This is a genomic window from Psychromonas sp. KJ10-10 (genome assembly GCF_047323245.1).
In the GTDB taxonomy this organism is placed as follows: Bacteria; Pseudomonadota; Gammaproteobacteria; order Enterobacterales; family Psychromonadaceae; genus Psychromonas.
On the sequence record NZ_CP178826.1, the window covers coordinates 333,122 to 351,506 of the forward strand.

General features: G+C 37.1%; 16 protein-coding genes and 5 pseudogenes. 9 read left to right on the plus strand and 12 right to left on the minus strand.

The annotated features are described in order from the left end of the window. Positions 1-35: 35 nt before the first annotated feature. On the plus strand, positions 36-2,009 hold the full coding sequence (locus ACLKMH_RS01925) for a YjbH domain-containing protein (RefSeq protein WP_413700661.1): 1,974 nt from the start codon (positions 36-38) through the stop codon (positions 2,007-2,009). Positions 2,010-2,276: 267 nt separating this feature from the next. Here the strand turns inward: ACLKMH_RS01925 and yihA are convergent, their stop codons facing one another. Continuing rightward, complete coding sequence (gene yihA, locus ACLKMH_RS01930) at positions 2,277-2,936, minus strand: ribosome biogenesis GTP-binding protein YihA/YsxC (protein ID WP_413700662.1); 660 nt, start codon at positions 2,934-2,936, stop codon at positions 2,277-2,279. 132 nt (positions 2,937-3,068) lie between these two features. Here yihA and ACLKMH_RS01935 point away from each other — a divergent pair, with 132 nt between their 5' ends. The 5 genes and pseudogenes from ACLKMH_RS01935 (at position 3,069) to ACLKMH_RS01955 (ending at position 7,371) form a co-directional block, all read left to right on the plus strand. Continuing rightward, on the plus strand, positions 3,069-3,671 hold the full coding sequence (locus ACLKMH_RS01935) for a c-type cytochrome (protein WP_413700663.1): 603 nt from the start codon (positions 3,069-3,071) through the stop codon (positions 3,669-3,671). A gap of 200 nt (positions 3,672-3,871) precedes the next feature. After that, complete coding sequence (gene yihI / locus ACLKMH_RS01940) at positions 3,872-4,414, plus strand: Der GTPase-activating protein YihI (RefSeq protein WP_413700664.1); 543 nt, start codon at positions 3,872-3,874, stop codon at positions 4,412-4,414. Positions 4,415-4,425: 11 nt separating this feature from the next. Further along, a complete protein-coding gene (locus ACLKMH_RS01945) occupies positions 4,426-4,905 on the plus strand; it encodes a DUF2489 domain-containing protein (RefSeq protein ID WP_413700665.1) in 480 nt (159 codons plus the stop codon). 29 nt (positions 4,906-4,934) lie between these two features. Then, positions 4,935-6,303, plus strand: a pseudogene (gene hemN, locus ACLKMH_RS01950) (oxygen-independent coproporphyrinogen III oxidase). After that, entirely contained in the window at positions 6,304-7,371 is a 1,068-nt protein-coding gene (locus ACLKMH_RS01955) for an anhydro-N-acetylmuramic acid kinase (RefSeq protein ID WP_413700666.1), read from the plus strand. A gap of 5 nt (positions 7,372-7,376) precedes the next feature. On the opposite strand, the gene ACLKMH_RS01960 is transcribed toward ACLKMH_RS01955, so the two are convergent. Then, positions 7,377-7,631, minus strand: coding sequence for a DUF3624 domain-containing protein (locus ACLKMH_RS01960; RefSeq protein WP_413700667.1), 255 nt, complete (start codon positions 7,629-7,631; stop codon positions 7,377-7,379). A gap of 297 nt (positions 7,632-7,928) precedes the next feature. On the opposite strand from ACLKMH_RS01960, the pseudogene ACLKMH_RS01965 reads away from it, so the two are divergent. The 3 genes and pseudogenes from ACLKMH_RS01965 (at position 7,929) to ACLKMH_RS01975 (ending at position 11,237) form a co-directional block, all read left to right on the plus strand. After that, positions 7,929-10,051, plus strand: a pseudogene (locus ACLKMH_RS01965) (RelA/SpoT family protein). Between the two features lie 110 nt (positions 10,052-10,161). Continuing rightward, positions 10,162-10,551: pseudogene (locus tag ACLKMH_RS01970) on the plus strand (META domain-containing protein). Positions 10,552-10,883: 332 nt separating this feature from the next. Then, positions 10,884-11,237, plus strand: coding sequence for a hypothetical protein (locus tag ACLKMH_RS01975; RefSeq protein WP_413700668.1), 354 nt, complete (start codon positions 10,884-10,886; stop codon positions 11,235-11,237). A gap of 54 nt (positions 11,238-11,291) precedes the next feature. Here ACLKMH_RS01975 and recQ read toward each other — a convergent pair. From recQ to ACLKMH_RS02025, 10 genes and pseudogenes are all read right to left on the minus strand, one after another. Next, positions 11,292-13,107: pseudogene (recQ, locus tag ACLKMH_RS01980) on the minus strand (DNA helicase RecQ). Positions 13,108-13,146: 39 nt separating this feature from the next. Further along, positions 13,147-13,668: a menaquinone-dependent protoporphyrinogen IX dehydrogenase gene (hemG, locus tag ACLKMH_RS01985; RefSeq protein ID WP_413700669.1), complete on the minus strand. Its 522-nt coding sequence runs from the start codon at positions 13,666-13,668 to the stop codon at positions 13,147-13,149. Next, a pseudogene (locus tag ACLKMH_RS01990) lies at positions 13,669-15,126 on the minus strand (TrkH family potassium uptake protein). A gap of 1 nt (position 15,127) precedes the next feature. Further along, positions 15,128-15,649 (minus strand): IMPACT family protein, encoded by a 522-nt coding sequence (locus ACLKMH_RS01995; protein ID WP_413700670.1) that lies wholly within the window; start codon positions 15,647-15,649, stop codon positions 15,128-15,130. A 106-nt stretch (positions 15,650-15,755) separates the two neighbouring features. Beyond that, entirely contained in the window at positions 15,756-16,151 is a 396-nt protein-coding gene (locus ACLKMH_RS02000) for a rhodanese-like domain-containing protein (RefSeq protein WP_413700671.1), read from the minus strand. Positions 16,152-16,183: 32 nt separating this feature from the next. Further along, on the minus strand, positions 16,184-16,753 hold the full coding sequence (locus tag ACLKMH_RS02005; protein ID WP_413700672.1) for a hypothetical protein: 570 nt from the start codon (positions 16,751-16,753) through the stop codon (positions 16,184-16,186). Further along, on the minus strand, positions 16,704-17,168 hold the full coding sequence (locus tag ACLKMH_RS02010) for a hypothetical protein (RefSeq protein WP_413700673.1): 465 nt from the start codon (positions 17,166-17,168) through the stop codon (positions 16,704-16,706). The genes ACLKMH_RS02005 and ACLKMH_RS02010 overlap by 50 nt, the downstream gene beginning before the upstream one ends. Then, the gene (locus ACLKMH_RS02015; protein ID WP_413700674.1) at positions 17,086-17,310 is read right to left on the minus strand and encodes a 1-acyl-sn-glycerol-3-phosphate acyltransferase; all 225 of its coding nucleotides are present in this window, start codon (positions 17,308-17,310) and stop codon (positions 17,086-17,088) included. The genes ACLKMH_RS02010 and ACLKMH_RS02015 overlap by 83 nt, the downstream gene beginning before the upstream one ends. Next, positions 17,300-17,929, minus strand: coding sequence for a 1-acyl-sn-glycerol-3-phosphate acyltransferase (locus ACLKMH_RS02020; RefSeq protein WP_413700675.1), 630 nt, complete (start codon positions 17,927-17,929; stop codon positions 17,300-17,302). The genes ACLKMH_RS02015 and ACLKMH_RS02020 overlap by 11 nt, the downstream gene beginning before the upstream one ends. Beyond that, complete coding sequence (locus ACLKMH_RS02025) at positions 17,881-18,309, minus strand: hypothetical protein (RefSeq protein ID WP_413700676.1); 429 nt, start codon at positions 18,307-18,309, stop codon at positions 17,881-17,883. Before ACLKMH_RS02025 ends, ACLKMH_RS02020 begins: the two co-directional genes overlap by 49 nt. Between the last annotated feature and the right edge of the window lie 76 nt (positions 18,310-18,385).

Sequence of the window (18,385 nt, forward strand, 5' to 3'; positions counted from 1 at the left end):
TGGGCTATTAACCCCTAATGCACAGGTAATGGACCATGGTGATTTTTCTATACTTTATGGTCAAGGCGTTCCTTATCAGCGACGAAATTGCAGATCTTGATAATATTTTCTTTTCCGTTGGCCTTTTTCCTGGATTAGAAGTAGGTGGACGTATTGTTACAAAAACCTATGATACAAATCTTTATATCGACAGCAATGGTGGCATACGCGATTTATCTGCTTCTTTAAAATATCAAATACCTTATATTTATGATTACAGCGGTATCAACCTTGCTTTAGGAATACAAGATGCAGGTGGCGCGACAAACAATTTTGAAGCTTATTATGGTGTCGCAGATTACGCCTTTGATGCTTACCCTATTCGTCTGAGTGCAGGTTATGGTAAATCCAAGCTGAGTAATGATATTTTAAATGGTGCATTTGGATTAATCGAAGCACAACCTTTTTCTTTTATGCGACTACTTGCAGAATACGATGCATCAAAAATAAATAGCGCAGTTAAATTATTTACACCTGAAGGGTTATTACCACTAGACTCACAACTTGCATTGCAATACCAAATTCAAACAGGCCATGACGATAGCTCTGATGATAATCAGCATATGTGGTCTATTAATGCCACTGTACCTTTATTAGGGTTTGGCTTTGAGCAACCTGACTACATTAGTAAAAACAACTATTTAACGACGCAAGATTTAGTTAAGATTGAACAAGAAAAAAGTGACATTGCCGACCTTAATGCTCTGAAAAAAGCACTTCAGGATGAAGGGTTCCTAAATATTCGTGTTGCTTATAACAATAATAAATTATTTATCGCACTAGAAAGTCGTCGTTATAATCATAACCAAATTGATGGCGTTGGTGTTGCATTAGGTATTATCTCTAGTTACGCTGGTGCGGGGTTATTTAGTGACTTAGAGATTGATGATCCGACACAAAATTTTGAGCTATATGTTTTGAATAATGGCATCCCAATGTTAAAGGTCGATACATCTGCAAGTTGCTACCGTACTTTCATTACTTCAGGTGAAGCCTGTGGAGAAACTCAATTTCAAAGTAGCGATGTTCAACTAGCTTATCAGAATGTCAGCTGGCTTGATGAAACCATTAATTCAGGATTTGGCAGAAGCCAAGTGATTTTATCTCCAGCGTTACAACATAGAGATGCAACTGAATATGGTGTTTTCGATTATTCACTCGCATTAGCAACTAACCTATATACTCCTCTATGGAAAGGTGTCGCTATTGATATTAGACATTTTTTGCCAATTTCAAACAGTGATGATTTTGATGATGATAATGATCTATGGGGAAGCAGTCGATTTGAAAGTGAAATCGATCGCGCTCTTATACACCAAGCGTTTCAAGTTCCTTATAATATTATGACTCAATTTTCTGGCGGTTATATCGCTGGTGATTATATCGGCTTGATGAATGAGAGTAGTTGGACATCTGAAACTGGTCGCCATAGCGTTGGCTTAGAACTCGGTGAATTTAGTTACATTGATGATACCGATAGTTACGGTAACTCAGTGGATAATTTAGGAACAAGATTAGCTAGCTACCAATTGTCAGTACCTGAATGGGATTGGCAATTTAAAGCAACTGCAGGGCAGTTTATGCAAGCTGATTTTGGTATGCGTTTAACCACAAGTCATTGGTTAGGAGATGTTCGTCTAGATGCCACTTATCAGAGAACAACTGCAGATGGAGCCTCGGAAGCAGAACAATTTGTTTCTTTAGGCCTTGCTATCCCGCTTACCCTTTGGCGTGACATGTCACCTGGTTATGTACAAGTTCGTGGTATTGATCAATTTAACTACGCACTGCAAACCCGAGTCGGTAATACACACAATAATTTATCATCTGGTTTAGGTAATAATCTTGACTTGCAACATAGCCTAAGTAGGCAATACCAAAATCGAGAAAGACTATCTGTCTTATACTTAGAACAAAACGAGCAAAGATTACGTAATGCTTATTTAAGGTACCTCGATCAAGTAAATTAATCGCTAACGCTTCAAAGCAAAAAAGCCACTATTATCTAAAAGGTAATAGTGGCTTTTTTTATTGTTGAGAAATAATACCAATTCCGTTAATTTAATGATCAAATATTACGCCGGAAAAAGAAGCTAGTTTAAGGCGGAAGTTGCTTAGGTGTAAATGCAAGCATTTACACCTTTAATGGTTGTTCCCTTTACAAGACTTCCAACGCTAAAATAGCTTTTTTTAACCAGTAAGATTGATCACTTATTTAGTGGAATTGGTATAAGAATTTATTCGTTTATTGCTTCTTCTTCAGTCAATTGATTAGCATCATCCAAAGCATACCAATGCTCTATTTTTCTTTCTAAGATATCAACGCCTAATCCATTTAAAGATGAGAACAATTCAACTTGTACATCACCTTCAAAATTTTTGGCTTCCTGACGCATCTTTAATAAAGTCGCTTTACGCGCACCAGATTTTAGTTTATCTGCCTTGGTTAATAATGCTAAAACCGGAATACCTGCATCAATAGCCCAAAATATTAATTGCTGATCAAGCTCTTTAAAGGGGTGACGTACATCCATCAATACGACAAGTCCTTTCAAAGAATCTCGGTTTTGTAAGTATTCCCCTAGCGACTTTTGCCATTTAAGTTTCATTTCTAAAGGTACTTTAGCAAAACCGTATCCAGGTAAGTCAATTAAGCGCTTCCCCTCTTGCACTTCAAATACATTAATCAGTTGCGTTCGACCAGGTGTTTTACTGGTTCTTGCTAATGCTTTTTGACGAGTTAAACGATTTAAAGCACTCGATTTTCCTGCATTAGAACGCCCTGCAAAAGCAACTTCAATTCCTGATTCGGGTGGCAGATGTTTATCTAAATGACGAATATCTGGTGCACTAATTAAAAAATGCGCTTTTTGAAAATGTATTTTTGGAAATTCCAAGATATGCCTCGCTTTAGCCTTGTAGCAAAATTGTTACTTTTATTAAACTTGTGTAAACTACGGTTATTATTTTCCGTGTGCTGATTCGATGCATCATAACACGCTTAAACATACTTTAATAAATGGATAATTATGAATAAATTATTAGTGACCTTAATAGCGCTTTTAGGCTTCTCAAACATGGCAGTTGCACAAGGTGATATTGAAGCAGGCAAAACAAAATCAGCAACCTGTGTTGCGTGTCATGGTGACGATGGAAACAGTCCTACTGATCTTTATCCTAAAATTGCAGGTCAGCATGAAGGTTATTTAGAAAAACAACTTCAACAGTTTAAAAGTGGTGAGCGTGAAAATGCTATTATGGTCGGTATGGTAGCGACACTTTCAGAACAAGATATGAAAGATTTAGTCGCATATTACGGCTCACAAACTCCAACGCCAGAAACTGTTTCACCAGAAATAGCCGAAAGTGGCAAAAATTTATATATGGGTGGCGATATTAAACGTGGGATTCCAGGTTGTACTGCTTGTCATGGCCCTCGAGGTAATGGCTTAGAACTAGCAAAATTCCCGAAAATTTCCAATCAGCATCCTGCTTATACAAAATCTCAGCTTGAAGCTTTCCGTAGTAAACTACGTAATAATGATCCTAATGGCATGATGGGTGATATCGCGACTAAATTAACTGATGCCGATATTGAGCTATTATCCAAATATATCTCAGCATTACACTAAACTGTCAAATTAAGATTTTTTAAGGTCAATATTATAAATTGACCTTAATGATAGAAAATAAAAAGGTATATCATTGTTTCGAGTGATATGCCTTTTTTTATGCGCTAGAAATTAAAATCTGCTATTCTTCGCAGTATTGATCCCCAAGCGATCATCTATTATTTAAGGTAAAAATATGTCGCGTATTAAAAAAAGTCGTAATGCAGGAAATTCAGAAGCGGGTTTCACAGGCAAACGCAAAGAAACCTCTTCCGCAACGACAGGAAGCACGTGAACGTAAACGCAAGGCTAAGCTAAAAGGCAATAAAGCAGGTGCTAGAAATTTACTTGAATCACAAAAAACACAACAACAAAATGCAAATAAAGCGAAAAACGACAAACGTGTCGGTAGTAAAAAGGCAATTAATTTAGGCTCTGAACCTGAAGTAAAAACAATACCAGCTAAAAAAATGCCACAGCCTAAAGTTACCGTTATCAAAAAAGAGGCTACAGAAGAACAGCCAATTAAATTGTCGGCAGAAAAAGAGCTAATGCTTATTGAAAATGATCAACGTTTAAATGATCTGTTAGAACAACTCGACAATAATGAAGAGGTTTCACAGGCCGATAGTTTGTGGGTTGACCAACAAATGCAACGTCATCAAATCTTAATGAAACAATTAGGATGGTTAGATGATGATGGTGAAGAAGATCTTATTCAGCAGTTTGAATCGGCCAGCTCAGCATTAGACGAGTTTAAATAGAAGAGATAATAATGGATTTTCAATTAATATTAGCAATACTTGCGAGCATCATCATTGTTGTTCTGGCCTTTTATGTGGGTGTATTAGTAAAACGCATTAAAAGCCAAAAAATGGCAATCGCTCATGCGACCCAAGAAAAAGAAGCACAGCTAGCGACCAAAAAACAAGAACGGAATGATAACCTTTGTGAAAGCATTCGTTTTATTGCACGTGCAACGGCACAACAACAATGTAATGTTTCCGAAGTCGCTATTCGTTTAAGTGTATTGTTAGAAACATTATTAATTGAACCTAAAATAAACATTGATCAAGAATACCCTGCTATATCGGCTTTATTTGATAAAGTAAAAGATTTTGCAACACATGCTGAACGTAAAAAGATAGATAAAAAGCTTTTGAAACAGCAGGACAAACAGCGTGAAGCCTTTGAAAAAGAGTTTGAACAGGCAATCATTAAAGAAGCGCAATCTTTGGAACATTTTTCGCTATAATTTCCACTATAGTAAAGAGAGAATAAAAAATGCAAAAGCTAATTTGGGATCAATCACTTATTGAAAAGTATAATTATAGTGGTCCTCGTTATACCTCTTATCCCACTGCATTAGAGTTTGATGACAAATTTAATTATTCTGATTTAATTGAATCAGCCAGTGTTTACCCTGAAAAGCCTTTATCTCTTTATGTACATATTCCTTTTTGCCATAAGCTTTGTTACTTCTGTGGATGTAATAAAACCATTACTCGTCACCAAGGTAAAGCGGATAAATATTTAGATTACCTTGAAAAAGAAATCAACATCCAAGCGCCACATTTTAAAAATCGTCAAGTAAGTCAATTGCATTGGGGCGGTGGTACACCTACCTTCTTATTACCAGCACAAATAACACGTTTAATGGATATTCTACGCACTCAATTTACCTTTAAAGCCGATGCAGAATTAAGTATTGAAGTAGATCCACGTGAAATTGAATTAAGCACTATTGATCACCTTGCTAAGGAAGGCTTTAACCGTTTAAGTTTGGGCGTTCAAGACTTCAATAAAGACGTACAAAAAGCCGTTAATCGCGAACAAGATGAAGCCTTTATTGAGCAGTTATTAACACGTGCTCGTGAACAAGGGTTTCGATTCTACTAATTTAGATATGATTTATGGTTTGCCATTGCAAACTAAAGACAGTTTTGCGCATACTTTAAACAAAGTACTAGAGCTTAATCCCGCTCGCCTGTCTATCTTCAACTATGCGCACATGCCATCGATTTTTGCCGCTCAACGTAAAATTAATGAAGATGACATGCCTGAACCAGCTGAAAAACTAACTATGCTTCAATATACCATCGAATTCTTAACTCAATCGGGTTATCAATTTATCGGTATGGATCATTTTGCTAAACCCGATGATGAGCTTGCAATTGCACAACAACAGGGAATTTTGCACCGCAACTTCCAAGGTTACACAACACAGGAAGATGCTGACTTACTTGGTTTAGGAGTCTCCGCAATTAGCCAAATAGGTCATTGCTACTCGCAAAACCAAAAGAAATTAGCCACTTATTACACCCAGATAGAAGAAATGGATCATGCTCAGTGGCGAGGTGTCGGACTAAATGCAGATGATCTTATTCGTCGAGAAGTGATCAAAAAACTCATTTGTAATTTCACTCTTGATATTAAAGATATTGAGACAACTTTTGATTTAAACTTCAAAGATTACTTTTCTGAAGATATTAAATTATTACAATGTTTTATCGATGACGACTTACTCACAATCAACGAAAAGCAAATAATTGTTCAGCCAAAAGGTCGATTATTAATTCGTAATATTTGTATGTGTTTTGATGTTTACCTACGTAACAAAGCTCGCCAACAACAGTTTTCTCGAGTGATCTAGATGCTTGGTAATTATTACATCGGCATTATGTCAGGCACTAGCCTAGATGCTATTGATGTAGTTATTGCTCAACGTACAGAACAAGGATTACAACAAATAGCCGGCTTTGCTCCTGCGATGCCAGCGACGCTTCGTAAACAACTGTTGAAGGTTTGCCAAGAAAAACATGTGGATTTGCAAACACTCGGTGAAGTCGATCATCTTTTTGCCCTGACCTGCGCTAAAGCCGTTAATCAATTACTCAAAAAAGCTAACATGGTAGCCTCTCAAATCACTGCTATCGGAAGCCACGGGCAAACAATCTTCCATAGTCCTCAGACGAAGTTAGCTTTTACTCAACAAATTGGTGATGCCAATATTATTGCGTACCAGACAGGCATTCGTTGTATCAGCGACTTTAGACGCATGGATATGGCCTATGGTGGCCAAGGTGCACCTTTAGTACCCGCTTTTCACCAAGCGCTTTTCGCAAAAGAAAATGAAACTCGTATTATTCTCAATATTGGTGGCATTGCTAATATTAGTGTATTAAGCGCAGACAACACTGTTTTAGGCTATGACACAGGCCCTGGCAACATGCTTATGGATGCGTGGATAGAAAAATGCCTTGGGCAATCCTTTGATAAAGATGCTAGCTTTGCAAAGCAAGGTGAAGTAGACCAAGCATTATTAAAACAGTTGCTAAGCGACAATTATTTTTCTTTATTGCCACCTAAAAGTACTGGTCGTGAAAAATTTAATCTCGCTTGGTTAGAAAACCAATTAGCAAGCTATTCAATAAACAATGCTGACGTCCAAAGAACACTCATAGAATTAAGCGCTATCACTATCAGTGAACATATTAAACGCCATACTGATACAGCAGATATTTTTGTTTGCGGGGGCGGAGCATTAAATCCATTATTGATGGAGCGTTTAAAGAGTTTACTGCACTCGCAAACAGTACAAGATACTAACGCATTATACGTTGATCCAATGTTTGCTGAAGCCATTGCTTTTGCCTGGTTAGCAGAACCAACGTCTATTAGAGCAAGCAATACCACTCAAGTCTGTCACTGGCGCAACTAAAGATGCTATTTTAGGTTGTGTTTATCTGCCTTAAAAAAGTGGTAATATAAAAAAGCAATCACATGTAAAAGCATCAACAAAGCACTGCTAAAGAATGCAAATAACATAGCAATTGTTTGTACCGATTTTGGCTCTGCTTGCCACATAAAATAAGCAAAAACACTGCTGGCTACGAGCAACATAAAATTAAGCCACATACAGCGTTTACATCGGCCTAACTTTTGTTTCCAAATACTTTTTTCACAACCAGCACAGGCCATACATCCCCTCTTAAAATAAAAATAACGCCAATGGTAACAACAGGCGCGGAGTTGTTCATTAAAATTAACTGCCACTTAAACAATTTTTTAGCACAAACTCTAAGATATATTAAATATTATTGATATGAGCTTTAATGTTCTCAAAAATTCATATTTAGTCTTTGTTTAAAAACTCAGCATTATTTGCCTTGCTGAGTTTTTATTTTGAAGTATTATAAATAACTTAGATCAATTTTTACTAGGCAAGCATGGCAAGTCGTTTTAATATATTAAAAAGTAAATAATACAAGGTAACTAATGTCAATTTTTCAAGCGCTTAATGATTCCATTCAATCTTACCTAAGCCCGGAGCAGTGCAAATTTATTGAGCGCGCTTATGAATATGCTTATGAAGCACATGATGGTGTTAAACGTGCAAGTGGCGAGCCTTATATTACCCACCCTGTTGCCGTAGCTGAAATCTTAGCTTCTATGAAATTAGATCATGAAGCAATTGCCGCCTTACTTCATGATGTACTAGAAGATACCGACACAACTCACCAACAACTCGCAGATGCATTTAATTTAACAGTTGCAGAGTTAGTTGAGGGTGTTACAAAGCTTGATAAAGTGAACTTTGAAAACAGAGAGCAGGCACAGGCTGAAAATATTCGTAAAATGCTAATTGCGATGTCTAAAGACTTCCGAGTGATGCTGATTAAACTTGCCGATCGTGTTCACAACATGCGTACTCTTGGCTCTTTACGCCTTGATAAACGTCGCCGTATCGCACAGGAAACCTTTGAAATATTTACCCCAATTGCCGATAGATTAGGCTTACATCATTTAAAAAATGAGCTTGAACAACTTGCTTTTAAAGCGCAAAACTCTGCTCGTTATTACGTATTACAAGAAGCCATTACTAAAGCACGCGGTAATCGCAAAGATTTCATTCTAAGTATATGTGATGAAATTTCTGAAAAATTAAATTCAATGGGTATTGAAGCGGAAGTATTAGGTCGCGAAAAACACCTTTACAGTTTATATCGTAAAATGCGCAAAAAAGGCTGTCAATTCCATGATGTCATGGATGTTTATGCTTTCCGTATTGTAGTAAAAGATCTAGATACCTGTTATCGCGTATTAGGGCAAATGCACCATTTGTATCAGCCAAAATTAGAACACTTTAAAGACTATATAGCCATTCCTAAGGCTAATAGTTATCAATCATTACACACCACTTTGATCACGCATCACGGTGTTAATATTGAGATTCAAATTCGTACTGAAGATATGGACGCAGTAGCCAAACAAGGTATTGCGACGACACTGGAGTTATAAAGAAGGTGATGGTAACACCAAGATCACCGCTCAATTACAAACTAGAAACTGGTTCCAGGGACTCACAGAGCAAGAGGATAACACCACCAATTCTTTGCTTATGCTAGAAAATATAAAACAAGAATTAGGCAATAATGAAATACACGTATTAACCCCACAGGGTAAAATTATTGTTCTACCAGCGCATGCAACGGGTGTTGATTTTGCCTATGCGTTGCATACCAATATTGGTCATCGCTGTACTGGTGTTAAGATTGATAAAGAATTCGCATTACTAACCCAGAAATTAGAAAGTGGTCAGAGCATTGAAATTATCACTGGTAAAGAGGAAAAACCATGTGCTGATTGGTTAAACTTTGTTGCGACACACAAAGCCCGTCAGAATATTCGTCAATACCTCAAACAGTTGCCCCAAGAGCAATCAATTCCAGAGGGTCGACGTCTATTAAAAACAGCTTTAAACCAAACCAACCTAACCGATATTTCGCGACGAAAATATTGATAAAGTGCTGGATGATTATCATCTTAAAGACTTTAATAGTCTATTACATGAAATTGGTACAGGTAAATTATTAAGCATTATCATCGCGCGTCGCTTACGTGGTAATGCGGATGAGTTAACAGAATCAGCCTTTAAACAACAACATCGTCGAAGTGCTATTAAAGGTACGGAGGACATGATGATCTCCTATGCAAATTGCTGTAAACCACTACCAGGAGATCCGATTGTGGCTCATGCCAGCTCAAATAAAGGCCTAGTCGTGCATACAACCTCCTGCCATAATATTAGTGGCTTCGAACAAGAGCTTGATAAATACATTCCCGTTGAATGGGATATGGATTTTATGAACTTATATGAGTATTCAAGCGATCTTAATATTAGAATGGTGGATCATAAAGCTGGGCTTGCAGAACTGTTTAATATAATTGCTAAGGGTAATTCGAATGTACAGGACTTAAGTACCACGGAATTAGCAGATCATATTTATTCTATCAACATCACCTTAACCGTGATTAATCGAATACATTTATCACGAGTAATGAAAAAAATTAAGAAACTAAAAAGTGTTCTAAGTGTCAAACGACGTACTAAGAAGTGATTAAGTTTGAAATTATAGGTTGATTTTTCAGCCTGCTTCTGCGTCAGACATTTGAAAGGACATTTAAAATGAAATTGAAATTGCTCCTCGTAATATCTATGAGTACATTTATGTTTGCCTGTAGCAACGAGTCTAATACCAATGCACAGCAAACCATACAGCCAATTAATCAACAGGATTTACAAAAAAACTGGCAATTAGAGCTCTTAGATAATAAACCAATTAAAGCAAACAGTAGCCTTAATATCGATGCATTAGAAAAAGCCAATGGTAACCTAGCCTGCAATAGTTTCTTTGGTACCTTAGAGCTATAAGAAAATAAAATGCGTATTAATAACATAGTGAGCACACGTAAAATGTGTGAACCTGATATTAATACTGTTGAAATGACTGTTAGTTCGACTCTTTCTTCTTGGTCTCAAGCTAAAGTTATTGAGCAGAAACTAGTTTTAACAGGCGAAAGACACACTCTCACTTATCATCAATCTCCCCCACAATAAAAGATAGCTTTCTGTCCCCTTATAGATCTTTTCAAATTTAAGGGGACTAGCCTCAAGCTGAGTTTTATTTTTATAAAAAGCCTTTCTTTAAAGATCATCACATATAAAAAGACACTCTTTTATTAAACACGATCAATATCAAATAAAAAGAATATTTATCTGAATTACCTTTGATTATAGAAAATACTAAATATTAGTAGCCTATACTTTTCATAAAGACATACAAAAAACAAGGATTAATAAGGCCAACAAAGGAGGCAAACTAACTCAAAACTAAATACTTATAATTTAATGCTGAAATACGTTTCACTGGAATAATAAGGAATTTTTTTATGTGTAATATTCATGCAATTGAGATAATACCAAACCAAGCGACCATTAATTCAATTGCCGCTTATCGTTCCGAGTTTGATGATGAATCAATTGATTACAAGGCGCTATTAATGAAGCTTAAACGCATTATCAATGAATTAGGCTTTATGAAAAATGAAGATACAGAGCAATGGATGCAACAACGCGGTGGTGATTATTTGGCCAACCCAAAACTATTTTGTAACGCACCTTTAACCTGTATTTGCGCTTTTTTAGGAGAATTGTTTAATCACTATGAAATAGATTCACTACAACAAAAATTATCACCACAAATATTAGAATGTGCACTAACTCGTTTGGAACAATTTAAATAACCCCAAAAAAATGGCTCGTTAAATGACCCTATTATTGAATAATAGGGTTTATTTTTATAGAGACTGCGCATATTCGTTAATCGCCTGCATAAACTCCGCACCATATTTTTCCAGTTTAATCTGCCCTACACCATTTATATTCAAAAATTCGCGATCCGTTAAAGGCATTAAATCACTCATTTCTGCAAGTGAAATATCACTAAAAATCACGTAAGGAGGCATTTCTTCTCGATCAGCAATTTTCTTACGTAGCTGTCGTAAACGAGCGAATAACTTGTTATTGGAAACATTCGCCAAAGCACCCTTTTTCTGTTTGCTTTTACTAACCATTTTAAGGCGAGGAACTGCTAAATATAAAGCTTGTTCAGCTCTTAAAATAGGTCGTGCGACTTCGGTCAATTGAAGTGCCGAACCTCGAGTCAGGTTTTGCATTAATAAACCACAATGTATCAACTGCCTGAGTAAACTAAGCCAATATTCACTAGACTGATCTTTGCCTAAGGCGTAAGTTGACAATTTATCATGTCCTAGGCTTTTAATACGCGCCGTTTGTGCGCCTCTTAATACCTCAACGATATGTTGCATACCAAAATGTTGCCCTGTGCGATAAACGCAGGAAAGAATTTTTTGAGCATCTAATGTCGCATCATAACTCTTAGGTGGATCCAAACAGACGTCGCAGTTTCCACATGCCTTTTGACTATACTCACCAAAATAATTCAATAATACCTGACGGCGACAGGTTTGCGCCTCTGCAAAGGCCACCATAGTATTTAATTTATGCAACTCAATACGCAGTTGCTCTTCATTTGTATTTTTTTCTAATAAACCTCTTACTCGAGCAGGATCAGCGGGGTCATAAAACAACATTGCCTGTGCAGGCAGGCCATCTCGCCCTGCCCGGCCAGTTTCCTGATAATAAGATTCTATATTTTTAGGAATTTCATAATGCACAACAAACCTAACATTAGGCTTATCGATACCCATCCCAAAGGCTACGGTTGCAACAACCACATCAACGGTATCTTTAATAAACTGGTCTTGCACACTTTGGCGTTCTTCGAGGGGTAAACCTGCATGATAACAACGCGCTCGAATACCCTGTGCTTGTAACTTTTGCGTTAACTCTTCGGTACGACGACGACTAGTGCAATAAATAATGCCACTCTCGTCTTTATGTGCTTCTAGATAATTAAATAGCTGACTCAGTGGACGATATTTTTCAATCAATAGATATTCTATATTGGGTCGATCGAAACTGTGTATGGCGACCAGAGGGTTATCAAGTTGTAAGCGAGCAAGAATATCTTTTTGAGTTGCGTGATCCGCCGTAGCAGTTAATGCCACTAAAGGTATCGTCGGAAAACGTTGCTTTAACTGCCCTAACAAAGCATATTCAGGGCGGAAATCATGTCCCCATTGAGAAATACAATGTGCTTCATCGATAGCAAATAAATTGATCGGTAAATGTTCTAATCTTTGCACAAAGTCAGTACGCAATAAACGCTCAGGGGCAATATAAACCAGTTTTAATTGCCCGTTATGCATCTCATTAATTATCTGATTTTGTTCTTGATAGGAAAGACTAGAATTAAGGTAAGCAGCGAACAACACCACAACTACGCAAGGTATCAACTTGATCCTTCATTAATGAAATAAGTGGAGAAATGACAAAACAAATGCCTTCACGCGCCAACGCAGGAATTTGAAAGCAAAGGCTTTTACCGCCACCGGTTGGCATCACAACTAAAGCGTCTTGTCCATCACAAAGGTGAGTAATCACCTGCTCTTGCCCTTTTCTAAAGTCTTTATAGCCAAACACATCCAACAGGATTTGTTGAATATTATAATTGACGTGTTGTTCAGGCATTAAGGCAGTACTCACAAACTAAAAAACGATATTGTATCGTTATAATGCAGAAAAATCTTTACTAAAGGCCTTAACTTTTGACCAGTCAGTAAGCTCAATATCTTGGCTTGTATCGGTGCTTCCACCGGTTATTTTCATAATCAATTGGATTATTAATGTTTGCCACCAGTTGTATTTTGAATACAGTAAAGCACCTGCAAATACTCCTTTTAACTGTGGTTGCCATGTAGATAATTGATCAAATTTTAACATATAAGTATTAGTTTCAGGCGTTGATTTTTCTGGCTTTCGCGCCGTTAAACAAACCAAAAAGAAGGCATTTGGTAATGCACTAATTTGTACTTTATGTTGATTAACATATGCGAGTATATTTTTACGAAAGTTACCGTAACGAATTGAAGCCCCCACCAGCACCTTATCATATTGACTAAAATCGATATCTGGTTGCTGGTCAATATCAAATACCGCTAAATCACCCTCAATTTGTTGATTAATATAATCAATAATTTTTAAAGTTTGTCCATCTACCGATGAATATAATACTAAGGTTTTTTTATTCATTTAATTTTTCCAAAAAACAGGAGTAAACAAGACTAACAGGGTAAATATTTCCAAACGTCCAAATAACATTGCAACTATCATTACCCACTTAGAAGCACTGCCCACTTCATTAAAGTGCAAGGCAACTTCCCCTAAGCCTGGCCCTAAGTTATTTAACATAGCAATGGTGGCGGAAAATGAGCTCAGTTCATCCATTCCTGTCATTAACAATGCCAACATACAGAAAATAAAGACTAACGCATAGGTAGAGAAGAATCCCCACACAGCTTCAACAACCCGATCTGGCAAAGCTTTATTGCCTAATTTTATTTTGTAGACAGCTTTAGGGTGAACTAAACGTTTCAACTCACGCATCCCCTGTAAATTGAGAAGTAAAATACGGATCACTTTTAAACCACCGCCTGTCGATCCTGCACAACCACCAATAAAACTAGAAAGTACTAACATAACAGGTAAAAATAAAGGCCACTCAGCAAAGGAAGTCGTTGTAAAACCTGCTGTTGTTGAAATTGAAACTGCTTGGAATAATGCTTGGGAAAAAGTGTGTTCAATAGTCTCATACACATCATGATTGATTAACATGGTAAAGCAAATGGCGGTTACAAAACATTGAATAAAGATAAATGCACGTACTTCTGGATCTTCTTTATAAATATTTAAAGAGAATTTTTTCGCAGAAAAGACACTAAAATGCAACGCATAGTTCACACCAGATATAATTAAGAACAAGACAGTAATAAAATTAATAATATCACTATCAAAATGCCCCATACTGTCATTATAAGTTGAGAAGCCACCAATAGAAACCGTTGAAAAGCTATGCCCAAGTGCATCAAATAAACTCATGCCAGCTAACCAAAAAGCCATCATACAGGCAACGGTTAAACATAAATAAACATACCAAAGCGCCTTCGCTGTTTCAGCAATACGAGGAGTCATTTTTGAGTCTTTTACAGGCCCAGGAGTTTCAGCTCGGTATAACTGCATACCACCAATACCTAGCATTGGCAGTACTGCAACCGCTAATACAATGATCCCCATACCACCAAACCATTGCAACATTTGTCGATAAAAAAGAAACGCTTTGGATAACTGGTCAAGGTCTTCAATAACCGTCGCACCCGTTGTGGTTAAACCAGAAAATGACTCAAAAAAAGCAGAAGCCAAGTTCATATTTAGGCTAGAACTAATTAAAAAAGGAATGGCACCAACACTGCCTAGGGTCGCCCAGAACCAAGACTACAATCAGAAAACCTTCACGCACCTTAAGATCTTTCTTAGAGCGTCGATTAGGCATCCACAACATGAAACCAATCACAAGAGTGATCAGGAAGGCCGCAAAAAATCGCGCCCACCACCATCATCATAAAAAGATGCAATAATCACAGGTGGCAACATTGTTAGGCTAAACAACCCAATTAACATACCCACAATACGAATAATGGAACGAAATGCCACGTTAGCTCACTTTTTCTGATTTAATTTTATTAACACTTACTCTTCCCTGTGTTAACGATTCAAGTTGCTTTATAAAAAGCGAGACATATTGTAAATCAACCTCAATAATAGCATCGACCATTTGCAGATAATCAACCTGCACGATACGTCCAACACCATTAACTAACAAGCTTTCTAACTGCGCCATTTGAGCATAATCACAACTAACTTGATATTGTTGGTAAAAACGTTTTTCAATGGTTTCAATGTTCGGTAAAAGTTGTTGTATACCATTGCTATAAGCACGAACTAAACCACCCGTTCCTAACTTTATTCCACCAGAATAACGGATCACCACTGCCATGATCTCGCCAATTTGAGCGCCCTGTAATAAGGCCATCATAGGCTTACCTGCGGTTCCCTTAGGTTCACCATCATCACTGCACCCCATTAAAACACTATTTTTAGGGCTAGCGACCACATAAGCCCAGCAATGATGTCGCGCTTCTTTATGTAAAGCTTTCATTTCCGACAGATAATCCATTGCGGCTTGTTTACTGTCAACATGGGTCAGATAAGTAATAAAACGGCTTTTTTTATCTCTTCAGTAAATGATAGCGTTTTATTAATAATTGGGTAAGGTTGATTCACTATCCTTCACACACTTTATAACCAGCCGCTTGCCAGGCCAAGAAACCACCTTCGATAGAATATACCTTTGCAAACCCCATTTGTTGTAGTGATAAAGCGAAAAAAACACTGCGCACACCAGAACGGCAAAGCAAGTAAATAGGTTGCTCAGCAAGCAGTTCAATATTTGCAAAGCGTTGCTGAATGCTTGGATGATTATCTATTGTCATCTCTAAAATACCACGTGGAATTAAGGTCGCATTATTGATCGAACCTAATGACGTCTCTGATACTTCGCGGATATCAATTAAAACAAGCTTTGGATCTTGTTGTATTTTTTCATGCAATTGATGTACTGACATCTCTGAAACTTGTGGTCTTAATTGTTCTACTAAAGTACGTCCATTAATCGCCATTTTATTTTCCTTAATATTTCGCTATAGGGATTTTAATTCGCTAACGTTGGTTTATCAAATGGGTTATCAAGATGCCCTTTCAAAAGCATAAATAATGTTTCATCTAATACTTGATAAACTTCATTATGCACAGTGAGTATATCCAATTTAACCAGCTTATTGATTGTCTCTGTCATCACTTCACTAGGGTCATTTTCTGAATTTAAAAAATAACTTTGTTGCACCACAGAAAGTGCATCTTGGCTATGTTTATCAATATTTTGTAAGGTCAAATCAATTTGTTCAGAGATTAAACTATCAATTGAATGACAAACTAAACTCGGCAAAACAAAAAGGTGAACAATATTATTACGATAATAATTAAGTATCAGTGCCTGACTTTCTGTGCAACTCACTACAGCGTCATTATGTTCAAATTTTTGTTGCGCTAGCCCTTGCTGTAAGACTTCCTGTGCGCTAGTTTTTTGATAAGTTACTAGACTACCCTTAGCATTCAGTGCGAGCCACTGTTGGTGCCAATCGAGATGCTTTAGAAATAACACTTCACTTACTTTATGAATTTGATTCGCTAATAAAACGGCGACGACACAGGGGTAATGCATTAACCGCCGTTGCTTCATTAATATTGATCATTACTTTTTGTGCAACCAGTGCGACTTGCTGTTTTAATTGCTCATCCGACACATTACCTTGACGCCAATCAGGTAATGCCTGGTCAAAATGTTGCTTAATATTAATCGGCTCCCCAAAGTTTACAAATGCTCTACCAAAATTACTTAACTTTTTAACAATGCCTAATACTTGCCAAACATTCTCGCGTTCTTTCTTTTTGCCTGCTTGCTCTTTAACATAAGTGCTTACTTCCATTATGTGGTCATAACCAATATAAATAGGAACAATAATCACATTTCGATCTGGTTGCTTTAAATAGGTATCAAGCGAGGCAGACAATAACCCTGTTTTCGGTTGTAACAATAACCCCGTTTCTACTACGACCTCCCTCGGTAAAAAATTCAATCGGGTAACCCTGCTTAAATAACATCGCAAAATAAGCATTAAACACCGCACCGTATAGAGGGCTATCTTTAAAGGTTCGGCGTAAAAAGAAAGCCCCGGAGCGTCTGAAAACTGGTCCTGCTGGGAAAAAGTTAAGATTCACTCCAGCGAAGAATATGCGGAGGAACAAGTCCCTGTTCAAATAAAAGATAAGAAAGTAAAAGATAATCCATATGACTTCGATGGCAAGGCATATAAATTACCTCAGCACCACTTTGGCAAGCTTGTCTAACAGCTTGTGCATGATGCACTTCGATGCCACGATAAATTTTGTTCCAAATCCCCTTTAAAATAACACGAAAGAAACGCAAAAACGGATAAGAAAAGTTAGCGCTGATTTCATATAGATAAGCACGGCATTGCGCTTCTACCTGTTTTTCAGACTGTGACGAATTAAGGGCTGTTTGTTGTATAACCTGACGTAAAGTGGGTTGTGCTAACACAGCCTCAATCATCTTTTTTCGAGCAGGTAGCTTAGGTCCAATACTACTGCGTTTTTGAAAATTAAAATAACGCATCGCAACCTTGGCTAACTTATGAGCAAGTTGTTGCTGTTCACCTCGTTGGCTTAAATGTTTAATTGAAATAGGCTGATTAAAGCGTATTAAATGATCCTTGCCACTTTTTAGTACAATTAATGATTTATGAAATAAACCAACCTGACCTTGTTCATTTAAATCAAAAATGATTTTTTCCCGGCTCGCCCAGGGTTTCTTCCCCAATAAAAAGTAACAGGAATTAATTGAACATCTAAACTATTATCGGCTTGATGTAAGTCTAAAAGTTGCTGATATTGTGTTAGATAAGGCGCATCTTGAAGTTGTGGGGTATTTGGCGAAAAGAATGACCAATTATGAATAAAAATAAGTGAACTTATTTGCTCACCATTAATATCAATCGTTTGATAAGGGTCAGGCAAACCAGCCTGTTTACAACTTGCCTGCAGTCCTAATAAATCACTGGCATTATTTTGCTCCACCACATAAATAATCGGGCGCTGAAGGTCAATATTTAATTCTGTGATCGCATCAAATGGCACATGTTTACTGGTCACCCAAAGACGATTGATTAAACGAGAAAATAAAGAACCTTTTGCTAACACTCAACCACCTAAAATAAGTCAGTACGAATTTTCCATATTAACACAAAACTAGCATTCTAATATCAATACAATCGAG

Coding starts and splice junctions, on each gene's coding strand:
- ACLKMH_RS02000 (WP_413700671.1), bottom strand. CDS start 16,151: ATGGCGATTAATGGACGTACTTTAGTAGAACAATTAAGACCACAAGTT.
- ACLKMH_RS01945 (WP_413700665.1), top strand. CDS start 4,426: ATGGATTTTCAATTAATATTAGCAATACTTGCGAGCATCATCATTGTT.
- ACLKMH_RS01975 (WP_413700668.1), top strand. CDS start 10,884: ATGTGTAATATTCATGCAATTGAGATAATACCAAACCAAGCGACCATT.
- ACLKMH_RS01995 (WP_413700670.1), bottom strand. CDS start 15,649: ATGGATTATCTGTCGGAAATGAAAGCTTTACATAAAGAAGCGCGACAT.
- ACLKMH_RS02005 (WP_413700672.1), bottom strand. CDS start 16,753: ATGCATTACCCCTGTGTCGTCGCCGTTTTATTAGCGAATCAAATTCAT.
- yihI (WP_413700664.1), top strand. CDS start 3,872: ATGCAGGAAATTCAGAAGCGGGTTTCACAGGCAAACGCAAAGAAACCT.
- ACLKMH_RS01935 (WP_413700663.1), top strand. CDS start 3,069: ATGAATAAATTATTAGTGACCTTAATAGCGCTTTTAGGCTTCTCAAAC.
- hemG (WP_413700669.1), bottom strand. CDS start 13,668: ATGAATAAAAAAACCTTAGTATTATATTCATCGGTAGATGGACAAACT.
- ACLKMH_RS01960 (WP_413700667.1), bottom strand. CDS start 7,631: ATGGCCTGTGCTGGTTGTGAAAAAAGTATTTGGAAACAAAAGTTAGGC.
- ACLKMH_RS01925 (WP_413700661.1), top strand. CDS start 36: ATGGTGATTTTTCTATACTTTATGGTCAAGGCGTTCCTTATCAGCGAC.
- ACLKMH_RS01955 (WP_413700666.1), top strand. CDS start 6,304: ATGCTTGGTAATTATTACATCGGCATTATGTCAGGCACTAGCCTAGAT.